General features: G+C 34.3%; 20 protein-coding genes. All 20 read left to right on the top strand.

The window, feature by feature from the left end:
- Nucleotide 1 precedes the first annotated feature (1 nt).
- The 20 genes from hisD to GX308_00220 all read left to right on the top strand — a co-directional run bounded on the left by hisD (nt 2) and on the right by GX308_00220 (nt 18,519).
- Nucleotides 2–1,300, top strand: coding sequence for a histidinol dehydrogenase (gene hisD / locus GX308_00125; GenBank protein ID NLK20503.1), 1,299 nt, complete (start codon nt 2–4; stop codon nt 1,298–1,300).
- The gene (gene hisC, locus GX308_00130) at nt 1,293–2,345 is read left to right on the top strand and encodes a histidinol-phosphate transaminase (protein NLK20504.1); all 1,053 of its coding nucleotides are present in this window, start codon (nt 1,293–1,295) and stop codon (nt 2,343–2,345) included. The genes hisD and hisC overlap by 8 nt, the downstream gene beginning before the upstream one ends.
- Nucleotides 2,346–2,532: 187 nt before the next feature.
- Complete coding sequence (hisB, locus tag GX308_00135; protein ID NLK20505.1) at nt 2,533–3,129, top strand: imidazoleglycerol-phosphate dehydratase HisB; 597 nt, start codon at nt 2,533–2,535, stop codon at nt 3,127–3,129.
- Between the two features lie 91 nt (nt 3,130–3,220).
- A complete protein-coding gene (gene hisA, locus GX308_00140) occupies nt 3,221–3,943 on the top strand; it encodes a 1-(5-phosphoribosyl)-5-[(5-phosphoribosylamino)methylideneamino]imidazole-4-carboxamide isomerase (protein ID NLK20506.1) in 723 nt (240 codons plus the stop codon).
- Nucleotides 3,944–3,947: 4 nt separating this feature from the next.
- A complete protein-coding gene (hisF, locus tag GX308_00145) occupies nt 3,948–4,709 on the top strand; it encodes an imidazole glycerol phosphate synthase subunit HisF (GenBank protein NLK20507.1) in 762 nt (253 codons plus the stop codon).
- 14 nt (nt 4,710–4,723) lie between these two features.
- Nucleotides 4,724–5,359: a bifunctional phosphoribosyl-AMP cyclohydrolase/phosphoribosyl-ATP diphosphatase HisIE gene (locus GX308_00150; protein ID NLK20508.1), complete on the top strand. Its 636-nt coding sequence runs from the start codon at nt 4,724–4,726 to the stop codon at nt 5,357–5,359.
- A gap of 87 nt (nt 5,360–5,446) precedes the next feature.
- Nucleotides 5,447–5,863, top strand: a complete 417-nt coding sequence (locus GX308_00155; GenBank protein NLK20509.1) for a hypothetical protein — start codon at nt 5,447–5,449, stop codon at nt 5,861–5,863.
- Between the two features lie 103 nt (nt 5,864–5,966).
- Entirely contained in the window at nt 5,967–6,740 is a 774-nt protein-coding gene (locus GX308_00160) for a glycosyltransferase family 2 protein (protein NLK20510.1), read from the top strand.
- Between the two features lie 6 nt (nt 6,741–6,746).
- Nucleotides 6,747–7,109, top strand: a complete 363-nt coding sequence (locus GX308_00165) for an EamA family transporter (protein ID NLK20511.1) — start codon at nt 6,747–6,749, stop codon at nt 7,107–7,109.
- A complete protein-coding gene (locus GX308_00170; GenBank protein ID NLK20512.1) occupies nt 7,102–8,529 on the top strand; it encodes a dolichyl-phosphate-mannose--protein mannosyltransferase in 1,428 nt (475 codons plus the stop codon). Before GX308_00165 ends, GX308_00170 begins: the two co-directional genes overlap by 8 nt.
- Nucleotides 8,530–8,729: 200 nt before the next feature.
- Nucleotides 8,730–10,070 (top strand): HAMP domain-containing histidine kinase, encoded by a 1,341-nt coding sequence (locus GX308_00175; protein NLK20513.1) that lies wholly within the window; start codon nt 8,730–8,732, stop codon nt 10,068–10,070.
- Between the two features lie 101 nt (nt 10,071–10,171).
- Complete coding sequence (locus GX308_00180) at nt 10,172–11,584, top strand: PDZ domain-containing protein (protein NLK20514.1); 1,413 nt, start codon at nt 10,172–10,174, stop codon at nt 11,582–11,584.
- 127 nt (nt 11,585–11,711) lie between these two features.
- A complete protein-coding gene (locus tag GX308_00185; GenBank protein ID NLK20515.1) occupies nt 11,712–12,653 on the top strand; it encodes an HD domain-containing protein in 942 nt (313 codons plus the stop codon).
- A gap of 12 nt (nt 12,654–12,665) precedes the next feature.
- Nucleotides 12,666–12,965 carry a PD-(D/E)XK nuclease family protein gene (locus GX308_00190; GenBank protein NLK20516.1) on the top strand — a complete coding sequence of 100 codons (300 nt, stop codon included), beginning with the start codon at nt 12,666–12,668 and terminating at the stop codon, nt 12,963–12,965.
- Nucleotides 12,955–13,530, top strand: coding sequence for a CRISPR-associated protein Cas4 (gene cas4, locus GX308_00195; protein NLK20517.1), 576 nt, complete (start codon nt 12,955–12,957; stop codon nt 13,528–13,530). Before GX308_00190 ends, cas4 begins: the two co-directional genes overlap by 11 nt.
- A 1-nt stretch (nt 13,531) precedes the next feature.
- Nucleotides 13,532–13,705 (top strand): hypothetical protein, encoded by a 174-nt coding sequence (locus GX308_00200; GenBank protein ID NLK20518.1) that lies wholly within the window; start codon nt 13,532–13,534, stop codon nt 13,703–13,705.
- A gap of 20 nt (nt 13,706–13,725) precedes the next feature.
- On the top strand, nt 13,726–15,099 hold the full coding sequence (gene rlmD / locus GX308_00205) for a 23S rRNA (uracil(1939)-C(5))-methyltransferase RlmD (protein ID NLK20519.1): 1,374 nt from the start codon (nt 13,726–13,728) through the stop codon (nt 15,097–15,099).
- A gap of 372 nt (nt 15,100–15,471) precedes the next feature.
- Nucleotides 15,472–16,707 carry a DNA cytosine methyltransferase gene (locus GX308_00210; protein ID NLK20520.1) on the top strand — a complete coding sequence of 412 codons (1,236 nt, stop codon included), beginning with the start codon at nt 15,472–15,474 and terminating at the stop codon, nt 16,705–16,707.
- A complete protein-coding gene (locus GX308_00215; protein NLK20521.1) occupies nt 16,694–17,989 on the top strand; it encodes a DNA cytosine methyltransferase in 1,296 nt (431 codons plus the stop codon). Before GX308_00210 ends, GX308_00215 begins: the two co-directional genes overlap by 14 nt.
- Nucleotides 17,977–18,519 carry a hypothetical protein gene (locus GX308_00220; protein ID NLK20522.1) on the top strand — a complete coding sequence of 181 codons (543 nt, stop codon included), beginning with the start codon at nt 17,977–17,979 and terminating at the stop codon, nt 18,517–18,519. The genes GX308_00215 and GX308_00220 overlap by 13 nt, the downstream gene beginning before the upstream one ends.
- Nucleotides 18,520–18,575: the final 56 nt, after the last annotated feature.

Raw genomic sequence — 18,575 nt, forward strand, 5'->3', positions numbered from 1 at the left:
TATGATACAGGTTATTGATAATCAAAATTATGATGGTGGAGAGTTTATTGATACTCTACTAGGAAGATCGCAACTTAATTTTAAAGATGTGCAGGATACAGTGGACGAAATAATTGAAAATGTAAAAATGAAAAAAAATGCAGCAGTTCTAGAATATACCCAAAAGTTTGATAAGGCTTCCCTAAGTAGTAGGACTATGAGGGTTACAAAAGAAGAAATTGAATTGGCTTATAGGCAACTAGATCCTAACCTAATTGGTATTATAGAAAGGGCAGCGGAAAGAATTCGTATATTCCACGAAAAGCAGAAAAGGAACAGCTGGATTAGTCCAGACGAAAAAGGGGTTATTCTAGGGCAAATGACAATACCCATGGAAAGCGTAGGGGTATATGTTCCAGGAGGAACGGCAGCGTATCCTTCTTCCGTGCTTATGAATGTAATACCTGCTAAGGTAGCAGGGGTTAAAAATATTATTATGGTGACGCCCCCACAAAAAGATGGCAGTGTAAATCCTGGGGTGTTGGTGGCTGCTAAAATAGCAGAGGTCACCGAAATATATAAAGTAGGTGGAGCCCAAGCAGTAGCGGCCCTAGCTTTTGGAACGGAGACAATTCCTAAGGTGGATAAGATAGTAGGCCCAGGAAACATATATGTTACTCTAGCTAAAAAGACTGTTTTTGGCCATGTAAGTATTGATTCCATAGCGGGACCGAGTGAAATACTTGTATTGGCCGATGATAGTGCAAACCCTGTATTTGTAGCTGCGGATTTATTATCTCAGGCAGAACACGATGAACTTGCCTCAGCTATCCTGGTAACTACCAGTGCAGAGTTAGCTTATGCCGTAAAGGATGAATTAGCTCAACAAACAGCATTACTTTCCAGAAAAGAAATAATAGAAAAATCCTTAAAAAATTTTGGAGCCATTATTATTGTAAATAATATCCAAGAGGCCATAGAAATAAGTAATCAAATTGCTCCGGAACATCTAGAAATTTGCATGAGAGAATCTCTTACCCTACTTCCCAAAATAAAGAATGCAGGAGCTATATTTCTAGGAAATTATTCTCCAGAGCCTCTCGGAGATTATATGGCAGGGCCCAACCATGTTCTTCCAACCAGTGGAACAGCTAAGTTTTTTTCTCCACTTAATGTAGATGATTTTACGAAAAAATCCAGCATTATATATTTTCCCGAGGAAGCGCTAGAAGAATTAAGTAACGATATAATAACATTTGCAGAAGCTGAAAAATTAACAGCCCATGCCAATTCTGTGAGGGTGAGATTTAAAAATGATTAAGGACTATATCAGAAAAGAATTAAGGGATTTTAAACCCTACCATACACCATTTATACCACAAAAGATTAAATTAGATGCTAATGAAAGTCCCTTTGGACTAAGTGGTAATGTAAAGGAAAAGCTAATAAATTGGGTAAAAGAAAGGGAAAACTTAAACTTTTATCCAGATACGGATTCAACGGAATTAAGAAGAACAATAGCCTCCTACTGGAATTTAAATATGGAGAATATTATTTTGGGTGTAGGATCTGATCAACTTATTGACTGTATGATGAAAGTCTTTCTTGATCCTAAGGATAAAGTGGTTATGCCTACTCCCTCCTTTAGCATGTATAGTCAGACAACAATACTAAATCATGGTATTCCCATAGAAGTAGAACTTAACGAAGACTATACTTATTCATGGGAGAATATTATTAAAGCTTGTAGGAGAAATAACCCCAAATTATTAATACTATGTAGTCCTAATAATCCTACGGGGAATATTCTTTCTAAGGTTCATATTGAAGAAATTGCTAAGAATGTGGATTGTCCCATTCTAGTTGATGAAGCATATGGAGAATTTGCTGATGAAACAGGAATAGAACTCATAAATGAGTATCCCAATATTGTTATATTTAGGACGTTTTCAAAGGCATATGGATTAGCGGGACTTAGGGTAGGCTATGGCATTGGCTCAAAAGAAATGATAGATGCAATCTATCTTACAAAGCCTCCTTATAACCTTAGTACCTTATCACAAAAGATAGCTACATGGGTGCTAGAAGATGCTAAGAGCTATAAAAAAAGAATCAGTTACCTTAAAAATGAACGGGATGATCTATTAGAAGAACTCAAAAAGATACCTGATATAAAGGTATCCCCCTCAGATGCTAACTTTATATTGATAGAAACTAGGGACCTCAATCTAGATAAAAAGCTAGAAAAAAGAGGAATCTTTGTTCGTTCATTCAAAGGCAACCAAAACTCCTTACTCCTTAGGATAACTGTGGGATATAAAGAACAAAACAAAATGTTAATCGATGCTCTTAAAAGCGTGCTATAACACTTAAATTGTTATAATTAATATAAATATAACCTGTTATTCTAAATATATTTAAGCACCTTTTGCGATTTCTGCGACATCTAGGCTAGCAAGGATAAAAATGTCATTGACTGTTTTTTAACTTTTTAACTATTTTGGGTAGGTTTCTATAGTTATTCAAAGATAAAAACCATAAAGGAGGATTCAGATGGTAGAAAAAAAGGCACAAATTAACAGAAAGACCAATGAAACAGATATAAAAATGTCCATTAACCTATATGGTTCAGGAATATACAACATTAAAACCGGTATTGGCTTTTTTGACCATATGCTAAGTCATATAGCAAAGCATGGATTCATAGACATGAACCTAGAGGCTAGAGGAGACGTAGAAGTGGATTGCCATCATACTGTGGAAGATGTAGGGATAGTATTAGGGCAGGCAATAACAAAGGCCTTAGGGGATAAAAAGGGTATAAAGCGGTATGGTTCTATGATTTTACCTATGGAAGAAGCCCTGGTACTTTGCGCTATTGATTTATCTGGGAGACCCTATTTAGGTTTTGATGCAGAGCTTACCATGGAGAGATTAGGAGATATGGATACGGAAATGGTAGAGGAATTTTTTAGAGCATTATGTATTCATGGGGGGATTAACCTTCATATAAAGGTTTTAAAGGGAAAAAACAATCATCATATAGTAGAAGCTATGTTTAAGGCATTTGCTAAAGCCCTAGACGAAGCAACATCAATGGATTCAAGGATAGAGGGGGTACTCTCTACCAAAGGTATTTTGGAAGTATAGGAAATATTAGAATTCCTATTATAAATCATGATATTGAAGATGGAAGAAATTACAGACAAGATTTATACTAAGAAAACTTGGAGGATTAAATATGAGATTATACCCAGCAATCGATATTAAAGGAGGAAAATGTGTAAGGCTTTCCCAAGGTCGTTTTGATAAGGTAACGGTTTATAATGATAATCCCGTTGAAATAGCAAAAAAGTGGGAAGAAGCAGGGGCAACTTATATACATCTGGTAGATTTAGATGGAGCCTTAATAGGAGAACAAGCCAATAAAAATACAATAAAAGAAATTGCTGCTTCAGTCACTATCCCTATCCAAACTGGGGGCGGTATAAGAACGATAGCCTCTATTAAAGACAGATTATCCCTAGGAATAAGTAGGGTAATTATAGGCACGGCAGCAATTAAGGATCCTAGCTTAGTAAAAGAAGCAGTCAAAGAGTTTGGAGCGGATAGGATTGTTATAGGTATTGATGCCAAAAATGGAAAGGTAGCCGTAGAAGGTTGGGAGGAAGTAAGCAGTGTAAAGGCTATAGACTTATGTCTCCAAATGAAAAAAATAGGCATTAAGACCATAGTTTATACGGATATTTCTAAGGATGGAATGATGAGCGGGGTAAATGTCGAGGCTACAAAAGAGTTAATAGATTCCACAGGGATGGATATCATTGCCTCAGGGGGTGTAGCGGATTATAGGGATTTAGAGAAGGTCAGTCATATTGGTGCCGAAGGAGTTATTATCGGTAAAGCTCTTTATCAAGGGACCATAGATTTGAAGCAGGCAATCAAACAATTTAATAGGGGGTAATTGCGTGGGAACAAAACGAATTATACCATGCTTAGATGTGAAAAATGGTAGGGTGGTCAAAGGTGTTAACTTTGTTAATTTAATAGACGCAGGGGATCCTGTTGAAATTGCAACTGCTTATAATGAAGCAATGGCAGATGAACTTGTATTTTTGGATATTACAGCAACATATGAGAATAGAAATACCATGACAGATGTAATTAAGAAGACGGCTAAAAAAATATCAATTCCTCTTACCGTAGGGGGGGGGATAAGGACCGTTGAGGATTTTAAAAAGATACTTGATGCAGGGGCGAATAAAGTCTCCATAAATTCAGCAGCATTAAAAAAGCCAGAACTTATTGCAGAGGCTGCCCAAAACTTCGGAAGTCAATCAGTTGTAGTAGCTATAGATGCTAAAAAAAGAGAAGACGATAAGGGATGGGAAGTATACTTAAATGGTGGTCGTGTAAATACGGGTAAGGATGTTATAGAATGGGCAAAGGAAGCAGAAAGATTAGGAGCTGGGGAAATACTTTTAACTAGTATGGATTGTGATGGAAGGAAGGCAGGATATGATATCGAATTAACAAAGGCTGTTTCGAAAGCCCTCTCAATACCTGTCATTGCTTCTGGAGGAGCAGGAAATATGAAACATTTTTACGAAGCTCTAACGGAAGGTGGAGCCCAGGCTGCCCTAGCAGCTTCCCTATTTCATTTTAAGGAAATGGAGATAAAAGATTTAAAGCTATATCTCAAAGAAAAAAACATATCCGTAAGGATGTAAGAGCGGAGGATATAATGGATTTTATAAAGGATTTAAAATTTGATGACAGGGGATTAATCCCTGCGATTGCCCAAGATGCTGCTACAAAAGAAGTTTTGATGATGGCATATATGAATAAAGAATCACTTAAAAAAACCATAGAAACCGGAAGGGTGCATTATTACAGCAGAAGTAGACAAAGTTTATGGCTAAAGGGGGAAACCTCAGGAAATTTTCAAATGGTAAAAAACATTTATTTTGATTGTGACCTAGATACAATTCTAGTGCAAATTGAACAAATAGGAGTAGCTTGTCACACGGGTAAGCCTTCTTGTTTTTATCAACATCTTTGTGATAATGAATTAAAAGAAAAAGGAGAGAACATGATGGATAAATTTGAGATATTGCAGCAAGTATATGATATCATAGCTGATAGAAGAGATAATCCTAAGGAAGGTTCATATACAAATTACCTTTTTGATAAGGGCATAGATAAGATGTTAAAGAAGGTAGGGGAGGAGTCATCAGAGGTAATCATAGCCTCCAAAAACAATGATAAGGGAGAAATCACTTATGAAATGTCAGATCTTCTATATCATATGATGGTTGTTATGGTCCAAACAGGGGTGCAGTGGGAAGACCTTTGTAACGAGTTAAAAAAGAGAAGATAAAGATAGGAACGATGCCCTATCTTTTGTGAAAATTTGGGAAGTGAATAAATATAAATATTTATAATAATTATGGTATAGAATAACCATATGGGAAAAAGATTTATTATTTATGGATTAGCTGGGTGGTGCATGGAAATTATATGGACGGGGCTGGGTTCCTTTTTGAATGGGAATGTAACCCTTGAAGCAGGCACATATATTTGGATGTTTCCGATTTATGGACTGGCTATTTTGCTAGAGCCGATTCATAATAAAATCAGAAAATGGCCGGTTATCATACGGGGAGGTGTATACACCGCTTTAATTTTTTTTATAGAATATTTAACCGGTTGGGCATTGCAAAGACTTATAGGAGCGTGCCCTTGGGACTATAGTGGGACTTCATTTTCGGTTAATGGTTTTATTCGTCTAGACTATGCCCCTGCTTGGTTTGTTGCAAGTTTAGTATTTGAAAAACTGCATGATGGACTAATGAATATAAAGTTTTCAAAATATAGAATTTGATTTTTAAGGAGTATCTAACGATGCTCTTTTTTTATTCATAAAAATAGATGCAAATGAACATAATAAAATATAGGAAAAATTATCTTGCAAAGGAAGGATATCAATGAAACCCAAAGTTATTATTGGACTCCCTGCATACAACGAGGAAAATGGCTTACCAGAAGTACTTAATAAAATTAACATATTAAAAAATTCTATTGATAACTTTCTAGAGGTAATTGTAGTGGATGATGGGAGCACTGATAAAACTAAGGAAATACTAGAAGAATACGAGCAAAGGCTAAATTATATCAGACCTATTTACCATGAATTAAATAAGGGACTTGGGGCTGCTATTAACACCTTATTTAGCGTGGTGATAAGAGAGGCTAGGGATTGTGATTTCCTCGTTACGATGGATGCGGACAATACCCATAATCCTAATCATATTATCGATATGGTTAAAAAAATGGACAAAGAGGACTTAGACCTTATCATAGCTTCGAGGTTTACAGAAGGGGGAAGGGAAGTAGGGGTACCGATTATAAGAAAGCTTTATAGTAGGGGGGCAAAATATTTTTTCAAATCCTTCTTTAATATCAAAAACGTAAATGATTATTCCTCAGGTTTTAGAATATATAAGGTGGGTTACCTTCGTAAATCCATGAATTTGTATAATGGTAATTTGGTAACTACTAATGGTTTTGATTGTATGGCAGAAATTTTAGCACGGTTTAGTAAGATAGGTATAAGAGCCGATGAACATCCCCTAATCTTAGAGTACAACTTAAAGGATAGTAAAAGTAAAATGGATGTCATGGGAACTATCACAGGATATTTCGATTTACTTAGAAGGGTGAGAAAACCAGAACTTAATAAAATAATCCAAAGAGAGTAGGAGAATATGAAAAATCTATCAGTTATCTTAACATCGGTCATATTAGGGGCCATAGGCCAGGTTATATTAAAGGTAGGAGCAAATAAACTAGGAGAATTTTCCCTATCTTTAAACACCTTATACAAAGATTTAATAAGCATTATAAAAACTCCTGAAATTGTACTGGGAGTAGTGTTTTTTTTCATGAGTTTCCTCCTATGGATTAAAGTATTAACAAAAAATGAACTAAGCTATAGTTACCCTATGGTGAGTTTAAATTATATAATAATCATGATTATATCATTTTTCATTTTTCATGAGGAAATATCTATTAAAAAAATCATTGGTACAATACTAATTGTTTTGGGGGTTTGGGTTGTTTATGTCTAAAACCAGAGAAAATGCAATCATTATCACGGTACTTGTTATCATTTTAATCTTAAGAATTCCTTATATCACCCAATCACCTTACGAACAAGGAGAAAGATGGAGACAATCTGATACAGAATCCATAGCAAGGAATTTTGTAGAGTATAGGTTTAATATCTTTTATCCACAGTTTAATTACGATGGTCCTATGCCAAATTATGTGCAGCTGGAATTTCAAATAACAACATATATTATTGCAGTTTTATATAAAATATTTGGTTATAAATACATAATAGCTAGAACTATACCCCTTTTGTTTTTCATGGGTTCATCTATATTTCTATATTTGATAGCTGGAAAATTTTATCCTTTTGGGCAGTCAATAATTGTTCTTTTTCTTTATGGACTATTCCCTATTACGATATTTTTTTCACGGGCTATTATGCCGGAGTCTTCGGCATTATTTTTTTATTTGGGGGCATTTTATTTTTTCTTAAGATGGATTGAGAAAGAAACAAAAAAAGATATAATTACTTCTGCCATGTTTACGGCTCTAGCCATATCTCAAAAGATACCTACTATCTTTATTGGAATTGCAATGCTCATAATAGCTTTTAAAAAATATAAAATGCAGATATTTAAAATAGGAGAACTTTATATTTTTACGTTAATTTCGTTATTTTTGCCTTTTACTTATTTTCAATGGATGAAATATATTTCTGAATTTAAATTCGTAAATGACATTGCAAATAAACATATATTCACAAGGCTTTTTTATGATTTCTTGACTAAAGAATCCATAGAATTTTTTAAGATCAATCTTCCCCAGGGATATACCATACAGGTTCTAGTTTTGTTCTTGATAGGATTAATCATGATAGATGTTAGAAAGGAAATGCCTGTACTGGCTTGGATATTTGCCATGATATTAGAAGTAATTATGATTGTCGCAGTAATCAGGCTTTATTATTATCTGATTTTTATTAGTCCTCTTATTGCCCTTATAGCTTCTAAGCCACTATATATTATTTGGGAAAATAAGTACGGAGGGGTGTTTATTTCTTTAATAATAATGTGGATAGGGTACACTGCATTTAGAGGATTACTGCCTTTTTATATAGAAAAAACAGAGTTAATCAAACAGGCCGGCATGGTTAAAAAATACACAGATAAAGAAGATTTAATCGTAGTGGGAACCCCTGATCCTGCCTTGATTAATGCTTGTGAAAGGAGGGGATGGAGGGCGAATATAGATTATTATAGTTATATTCCAAAAGACCCCATTAGGGAAATAGAGTATTATATAGAAAGTGGAGCTAAATATTTTGTCCCCATGAAGGGGTGGATTCATAATGATAAGGGAGAATATAAAAGTTTTTTAGATAGCAATTTTGAAAAGATAATAGGTGAAGATGGATATTATATTTACAAATTACGATAAAAGATTCTTATTCTATGTAGCAAAAGTGATTCATGGGCTTTTTGGTATGGATTTTAATTATAAATATATAGGTTGCTTGTATACATAAAAGTGGATACAATAGGGATATCAATAATAGGAAGTGGTCTAATATGTTCAAGACTCTTTTTAGCAAACTTTTTACTGTATACATGGGAATTATTCTGGGGAGTTTTATTCTTTTGGCAGCAATTTTATCCCAGGCATTTGAATCATATTTTATTTATCAAAAGAAAGGTATAATGTTAGAACAGGGAGAAAATATTACAAAACAATATGCAAAGGCTTATTATACAGGGATAATGGATTTAGAACAGCTAAGGTTTGAGATGGAAGTATTGGATAAATACCTGGATTCTATGATTTGGATTGTGGATTCCAGTGGTAGGATATATGTAGTATCTAGGACAGAGAACAAGTCCTGGCTGGGACAAAAATTAACTTTAGAACAGATAAATGACGTTTTTGAGGGAAAAATAGTAACCATTCAAGGAAAGTTTGGGGGCTATTTTAAGGAGCCGGTACTTACAGTGGGATATCCTATTCAAATAGATGGTAAGGCTTACGGAGCTTTGTTTATGCATACTCCTATTCCAGAAATACAAAAAACTGTAGGAGAATTGTATAAGATTACATTATTGTCTTTAGGAATATCCATATTGCTTTCATTTCTATTTATTTATTATTTATCAAGGAGAATTACGAATCCTTTAAAAGAAATGAATGAAGCCGCTAAAGTTATTGCAGGGGGAGATTTTCAAAGGAAGCTTGAAATAATAGGAAATGATGAGGTGTCGCAGCTGGCAGACAGCTTTAATTATATGGCAGAAGAACTTAATAAGCTAGAGGAATTAAGAAGGGGATTTATTGCAAATATATCCCATGACCTTAGATCCCCCCTTACATCTATTAAGGGGTTTGTACAAGCAATATTAGATGGGACAATACCAGAAGAAAAACAAGAAAAATATCTTGAGATAGTCTTAGATGAAACAGGAAGATTAACGAAAATGACCAATGATATAATGGATTTAACCAAGATGGAAAGCGGACAAATAGAAATTAAAAAAGAACAATTTGATATTAATGAACTCATAAGGAGGGTATTAGAACAATTTGAACAAAGGATATTAGAAAAAGATGTAAAGCTTAAATTGATACTAGCTGAAGAAAAAACCATGGTTTATGCCGATAGGGAACAAATCCAAAGAGTTATTAACAATTTACTTGATAATGCAGTAAAATTTGTTCCGCAGGAAGGTAAGATATGGATTGAAACCACCCTTTTCGTCAATAAAATTCTTGTATCTGTAAAAAATAATGGGGAAAGCATAAAAGAAAATGAAATCCATTATATTTGGGATAGGTTTCATAAGGGAGATAAATCAAGAGGAAGGGATAAAACAGGCATGGGTTTAGGACTTTCCATAGTAAAGCAAATTTTAAAAAACCATGGAGAAAATATAAAGGTAGAAAATATTTCAGAGGGTGTTGCCTTTACTTTTAGCATTACACTTCTCTAAATTCATAAATATTTACAAATAGTTCATATTTTATTCAAAACTGATAGGTATAATAAATTCATAAAACAAACAAGAATAGTATTATCAGAGGAGGTAATAATATGGATGAATTTAATAAAATTAATGAAGAAAAAACCATAGAAGAAAATAATATAGAAAAAAATAAAATAGAAAAAAGCATCATAGAAGAGAATAGTATAGAAGATGATATTATAAAAGAAGATATAATGGAAGCAGCGAAAGAGGAAACGCCCTATTATACGCAGACAATTAAGCCTAGCAAAAAGAAGGCTAAAAAATTTAATGCTTTTATGATTGCCCTTGCCATTATAACAGGGGGAATTTCTATCGGATTAGGAGTTGGGTTAGCAGGACCCTTTAGCGAATATTTCTTGCAGCCGGCATTAAGAAATATTGGTGGGGAAAACCTTATCAAAGAAATTGAAAGGATTGCCGAAGAAGAAAAAGAAAAGTTTTCTTTCGAAAAAAGCAATACCCACGAGGTGATAAATGAAGCAAAACTTCCAATATTGCCAGAGGAACAAACCACCATTCCCGAAATTGCAAAAAAGGTGGGACCTTCTGTAGTTTCAATAAGAAATAAATTTACTGTAACCGATTGGTGGAATGAACAATACCAGCAGGAAGGAATGGGCTCGGGGATTGTATTTCATGTAACAGATAGTGATATTATGATAGTAACTAACTATCATGTAGTTGAAAATAATGAAAGTTTAGTAGTCACGTTTTTGGGGGACTATTCTGTTCCAGCTTCTATTGTAGGGGTGGATCCCCAAACTGATTTGGCTGTGGTGAGAGTTGCACAAAGTGATATCCCAAATGAAATAAAAGGAAAAGTAGAGACTGCGCCCTTTGGGGATTCTGATAAATTGCAGGTCGGAGAGTTGGCAGTTGCCATAGGCAACCCTTTAGGAGAAGCTTATAGTAATACGGTAACAGCAGGAGTTATCAGTGCTCTCAATCGCACAATACAACTTACAGATAAGAAGATGACCCTTATCCAAACCGATGCAGCAATTAATCCAGGAAATAGTGGGGGGGCTTTAGTCGGCAGCCAAGGAACTGTCATAGGAATTAATACCATTAAGTTGGTTGATGCTAGGGTAGAGGGCATGGGATTTGCAATTCCTATAAATGTGGCAAAACCAATTATAGAGGAACTTGTAAATAAAGGTTCAGTATCAAGACCTTATCTTGGAATTCTAGGACAAGATATTACACAGAGTACATCGGAATTATATGAAATACCTATCGGTATTTTAGTCAGAGAAGTATATGAAGGAAGTGGAGCCTATATCGCTGGAATCAAGCCGGGAGATATAATCATAGAATTCGATGGGGAAAAGATAACTGCCATGGAGCAGCTAACAAAAACCATAGAAAATCATAGAGTAGGAGATAAGATTTCTATAAAACTTGTAAGACAGGGTACGATAAAGAAGATGGTAACAGTTACCCTACAAGATAAAAGTAAAGCAAATAATCTAAAATAGGATAGCCTAGCTATTCTATTTTTTATAAATTTTAAAAGGTACCTAGTATTTAACCTTAATATTATGTATAATCATATCCATAGAAGCTTCGGAAAACTTTTCGAAGAAATTTGAATGGAGGATTTAGATGCGTTATTTGAAAGACATTAGAGATGGGGAACAGATTATAGGGCATTATCTTTGCAAGCAAAAACAAACATTAAAATCGAGAAGTGGTAAGCCGTATGTATCTATAAAACTACAAGATAAAACAGGACTAGTGGATGGCAAAATATGGGACATCAATAACGATATAGATGAATTTGATGAAAATTGTTTTATAAAAATAGATGGAGTTGTAAGTCTGTATCAAGGGGAATACCAAATAAGCATCCGAAGACTTAGGGTAAGCGTAGAAGGAGAATACGATCCTATGGATTATATTCCTTGTACAGAAAAAGATATACAGGGAATGCTTACAAAAATAAGGGAATATATTAATCAAATAGAAAACATACATATCAAAAAATTATTAGAATCATTCTTTGTATCGGATGAAGAATTTCTTAAAAAATTCAGCTCCCATTCGGCGGCTAGGAGTATTCACCATAGCTATATGGGCGGACTTTTAGAACATACTTTAACCGTAGTGGAATATGCTGATTTTTTATGCAGTAAATATATTGGAGTGGATAGAGATATAGTTATTGCAGGGGCAATGCTTCATGATATTGGAAAGACCGAAGAATTATCGGAATTTCCACTTAATGATTATACTGACTTTGGGCAGCTTTTAGGTCATATTACAATTGGTACTGAAATGATAACAGATAAAATAAGACAACTAAAAAACTTTCCCCAAGCCTTAGAGGTTCTTATAAAACATTGTATTTTATCCCACCATGGGGAATTGGAGTATGGTTCTCCGAAACGGCCTAAGACAATTGAAGCAATGATTATTCACTGTGCCGATAATACGGATGCTAAGATAAAATTGTTCGAAGAAGCTATTAAGGCAGAACATTCTCAAGGAAGTTGGGTTGGGTTTAATAGAATGCTTGGAAGAAATATAAGAAAAAGTAATTTCTAACAGGGGGATTACATGGATAATGATACTAAAACCATATCTGCAGGGGAAATAAATAAATTTATATATTGCCCCTATCAATGGTATTATCAAAGAGTATATGGAAATAAAGAACTCAGAGAGTTAGTAAAAATGAGGAATGAGCAGTATGGATATGAGGATGCAAGTTTAAGCAATTTTGAACGGGGAAACAGATTTCACAAAAAATATCATTTTGTTTATAAGTTAAAAAAGATATTACTATTAATAATATGGATAGCTATATCTATGTTAACAATATTTGTTGTTTATTGGGTGATAAGATATGAGGGATAATTTTATTATATTAGGGATATTACTTTTACTAGTCATATCTCTTTTTTTTCTTTTATTAAGGAAATCAGATATTAAAGTAAAGGCTCCTAAACTAGGGGTTTTTGGTGCGAAAATCATATATACAGATCAAAAAGAAAAAAGTAAAAGTTCTAATATAAAATATGGGGGAATTTTATATTCAGAAAAATACGATATACAAGGAAAACCAGACTATATATTTAAAAAGATTTTGAGTAGAAACTTAATTCCTGTAGAACTAAAAAGTGGTACGATAAAGAAAAGTGATATAAGGCCCTACGAGGGAGATATGATGCAGCTAGCAGCTTATTTTTTAATTATGGAGGATGTGTATAAGAAAAAGCCCAAAGAGGGACGATTAATATATAAGAATTATATGTTTATTATAAAAAATACAAGAAAACTAAGACAAAAGACAAGGAGGATATTAGGCGATATGAGGGAAATGCTAAAAACTGGAGAACAAGATGTCCATCCAAGTTTCGTAAAATGCCGATATTGTATATGTAGGGAAACAGTATGTGAATATTACGATGGGAGGGGTTAATATGAAAGAAGAAAAAACCAGGAAAAAAATTAATACTTTAGTAAATATTAATGAAGGAACATCGGATTTTCTACTTGAAAGAAAGCACCCCATAGAGGAGGCTCTAGAAAAAAGCAGTGATGAGGTATTGGCTAAAGCTATACAAGATATGCTGAAAAAGGATATGCTTCATTAAACGATTTGGAGGATAGTATAATGGGCGAACTACCAATTGTTAAGAATATGCATTTTGAATTGATAATAGATGATATGGGTTCCCAAGGAGAAGGTATAGGTAAAATCAAAGATTTTACGATATTTGTCGAAGGAGCTTTACCGGGAGATAAGATAAAAACTAGAATTATAAAAGTGAAAAAAAGCTATGGTTTTGGAAAATTAATTAGACTACTAGAGCCTTCACCAATGAGAGTGGTCCCCCATTGTCCTAGTTTCCATAGGTGCGGAGGGTGTCAAATACAACATATGGATTATAAGTCACAATTAGAATTTAAAAGAAAAAGGGTTAGGAATAGTATAGAACGAATAGGAAAATTAAATGATATAGTAGTCCACCCTACCATAGGGATGGAGAATCCCCTTTATTATAGGAATAAAGCACAATTTCCCGTAGGAATGAAAGATGGTAAAGTTGAAATAGGGTTTTATGCAGCAAGAAGTCATAATATAATAGATACTCCTAAATGCTATATCCAGGATGAAGTAAATAGTAAAATTATACCGATAATTAGAAAGTATATAGAAGATTACAAGATACCTGTGTACAATGAACAAAATCATACAGGACTTATCCGACATATACTTATAAGGGTTGCCTTTAAAACAAAAGAAATAATGGTTTGTATCATAATTAATGGAAAAGAACTACCCCACAAAAGTGAACTGATTAATGGATTGACAAAGGTACCCAATATGACAGGTATTGTATTAAACTATAATACAAAAAAGACCAATGTAATATTGGGTGATAAGATTAATACTCTATGGGGACAGGATTATATAACCGATTATATAGGGAATATAAAATTTGAAATATCCCCCTTATCCTTTTTCCAAGTAAATCCCACGCAAACAAAAGTTTTATATGAAAAAGCCTTAGAATATGCAAAACTAGAAGGGAATGAGATAGTGTGGGATGCTTACTGTGGGATAGGCACCATTTCCCTATTCCTTGCCAAAGGAGCAAGGAAAGTATACGGAGTAGAAATAGTAGGGGCTGCTATAGAAGATGCAAGGAAAAATGCAAAAATAAATAACATACGAAATGTAGAATTTTTCGTAGGGAAGGCAGAGGAAATCATTCCTCGAATGTATGAAAAAGAAGGGATAAAAGCCGAAGTCATAGTAGTAGATCCCCCAAGAAGGGGCTGTGATGAAAACCTTATAAATACCATGGTGAAAATGGAGCCTAAAAGAATAGTATATGTATCCTGTGATCCAGGGACATTAGCTAGGGACTTAAAGATGTTAAGTGAAAAGGGGTATAGGGTTGAAGAAGTGCAGCCTGTGGATATGTTTCCGCATACAACGCACGTTGAGACGGTAGTATTGATGTCAAGGGTAGATAAGTAAGAGTGTAATAAGATAAGTAAATAAAGGCTTTCCGTGATTTGAGGTCTGGTTTTAGCCGGAAGGATAATCACGGTTTTTTTGCTTTGAGGGAAAATATCAAAGAATGGTGAACTGCTCATTGGATTTACTAATTTGAATGTGGGATGGGTGAGTTGATAAGTTTGATAGCAAAAGTGTGGTGTGTTGACAGGATTGCTGTAAGAAAAAGATGATTTGAATTAAGTGACTTAAATCAAAAAAACGTTGACTTCTATATAATAAACTGCTATAATCGTAAAAGTGAATTAAGTTACTTAAATCAAGAGGTGAAATGAAATGACTAGAGGTGGCAAACGCCCAAATGCTGGAAGAACAGCAATTATCGGAAAAGAAATGAAAATAAAGATACCAGATGACATATATGAACAAGTAGATGAGAACTTTACTGGAAAAACTATTCAAGAAAGAATTCGGGAGTGCTTAGAATATGGAATAAACGCAAAACTCACAAATGTTTCGAATGTTTCGGAAAAAACATATAATGTCGTAGACTTGTTTTCTGGTGCTGGAGGGTTGTCTAGAGGTTTTATGGATGCGGGATTTAATGTTGTTTTAGGCGTTGATTTTGATGATGCCGCTTTAAAGACGTTCAAGGAGAATCATGGTAATGCAGAAGCTATGAAGTTAGATTTATTTGATCATGGAAACATAGAAAAAATATATGATTATTTAATTAAAAGGGAAATCAAATTGGATGTCCTGGTTGGTGGACCACCTTGCCAAGGATTTAGTTTAGCTGGAAAAAGAGAAGAGTTTGATAAGAGAAATGTTTTATATTCTGCTATGGTAAAAGCATCCAAAAGGATAAAACCAAAGGTTGTCGTTCTAGAAAATGTCCCAGGAATGTTAACTCTTTATAATGGAGCAGGAGCTAAGAGGGTTAGGGAAGATTTTGAACAAATTGGTTATCATGTTTACGAGCCTAAAATTTTATATGCACCAGAGTATGGAATTCCACAGATAAGAAAGCGTGTATTTTTTGTTATGACTCTAAAAGATGAAGTACAAGGTGAGTTTAATTATCCGCTTCCGGAACTATTTGAAAATGAGTTTGTTACTTGTGAAGATGCTATTGGTAATTTACCATCATTAGTTGGTGCGAAAGATTTTTCTTTAAATCAAGTATTTGACTATCCTTCTGCGCCGACAAATGAATATGAAAAATATATGAGAAAAAATTCTAATAAAATATATAACCATACTCCGACGAAACACGCCGATGAGACCGTGAGACTAATTTCTTTAGTTCCAGAAGGTAAAAATTATAAAGCTTTACCATTGGAGGAGCTTAAAAAAAGGAAATTTAAATACAATGAGGCACTGACTAGGTATGATAGCAAAAGGCCTTCGAGAACAATTGATACAGGTCACAGAACCCATTTTCATTACAAATGGAATAGAATTCCGACTGTTCGTGAAGCGGCCCGTTTACAGTCATTTCCTGATGATTTCATATTTTATGGTAATAAGCAAGAACAATATAAACAAGTAGGGAATGCGGTTCCTCCACTTCTTGGAAAAGCAGTAGCTACTAAAGTGAAGGAGCTTTTAGACAATGAGAAAAATTAAAGTTGTAGATTTGTTTTCTGGCGCGGGAGGATTGTTAGAAGGCTTCATGCAATCTGGATTGTACATACCTCAAGCATCGGTAGAGTGGGAAAAAGCACCTGTGGATACACTGAGAAACAGGTTGAAAACCAAATGGGGGATCTCTGATGCAAATGACACAGTAATTTGGTTTGATATGCAAAGGACAGACGAATTGTTTAGTGGGTTTGATGATGAGAAATATGGAAAATCTAAAGGGTTGGATTATTATATTGGTGATAAGACAGATGTGATTATTGGTGGACCGCCGTGTCAGGCCTATTCTCAAGCTGGACGTACAAAAGATGAGCACGGTATGAAATATGACTATAGAAATTATTTGTTCGAGTATTATTTGAAAACTGTAGATAGATATCAACCTGAATTATTTGTATTTGAAAATGTCCCTGGAATGTTATCTGCTATGCCAGATGGCACGCCAATTGTAGATTTAATAAAAGCTGACGTTCAAAAAATAGGGTATGAAATTGTTGAAGATATTCGTAATCATGCTTTGATTGATATGAGTGATTATGGAGTGCCCCAAAACAGGAAAAGAGTAATTCTGGTCGGATTGAAAAAGAATGGGAATACCTACGAAGAATGCCAACAGTTTCTAACTGAATTTTACGATAAAATACTTCCTAAGTATCAAAGCGAGAAAAAAATATCTGTTGAAGAAGCCATAGGTGATTTGCCTAAAGCGTTCCCTCTAGAGGAGCCTGTATATATCAAAGGAATAGGAAGACAATCATACACAGTTCCGGATGGAGACCCAACTTGGGGACATGTGGTTAGATTTCAGAACCAACGAGATATTGAAATCTTTGGTTTATTGACTGAAGACATTGAAAGTGGCAAGAATGAATTACAAAGTGCTGATAAATTAAATGAGATTTATAACAAAGCTACAGGAGGAAACTCTAAAGTGCATAAATACCATGTCCTTAGAAGAGATCAACCAAGCACGACAATCACTGCTCATCTCCATAAGGATGGGTTGCGATTTATACATTATGATTCTCAACAGAGTAGAACCATAACAGTTAGGGAAGCTGCTCGACTTCAGTCATTTCCAGATGATTTTGAATTTTTGTCTACTCGTGGAAATCAGTATAAAATGATAGGGAATGCTGTTCCGCCAGAATTTGCAAGAAGGTTGTCATCTGCGGTTAGAGATTTTTTAATTTATCTAGATGAGAATGAAAATCGGAAATTAGATTTCCATCAAAATTGGGAGGAGGTTTCAAAATGCCAATTATAGATTCAAGGAGTGATTCTAAATTTGACGCACTCATACGTACTAACAAAGCAGATTCATTAATGTCTTTTATCATGGCAACATATAATGTAAAAAAAACAGAAAATAGAAAGTCAGAAGTTGCTAATCGTTTAAAAAGTGCATATGAACTTTTCAGAGAAAATATAAAAGGTAGTGACAGTGGTGCTGGTAGCTATGGGCAAGGTGAACGAGATATTGCGGATCAATTCGAGAGTCACTATACCATGGGATACGAGATGGGAATTTGGCAAGATAGCGATTTTACGTTAAGTCCACTTGCAATAAAAGTAGCAAAGTATGAAATAACAGTATCTGAATATATTGGAATAGTATTTACAAACCTTTTTACATTTTTCACAAAGAATGGAGAGAGTGTTTATCATCATTTTTTATATGAAATATTAAATAGCGCAATATCTAAAGGGTTTATAGATAGTGCTATACTGGACCTATGTCAATACTTTGGACACAAAAAGTTGAACATTTTCTCTCTGCATGATATTAATACGTAGAGAAAGATTACTAAGCTGCAAGAATCTCATCTTCAACCTGCTGTGGGGTTTTATAA

This window comes from Candidatus Epulonipiscium sp. (assembly GCA_012519205.1).
Lineage (GTDB): Bacteria > Bacillota > Clostridia > Lachnospirales > Defluviitaleaceae > JAAYQR01.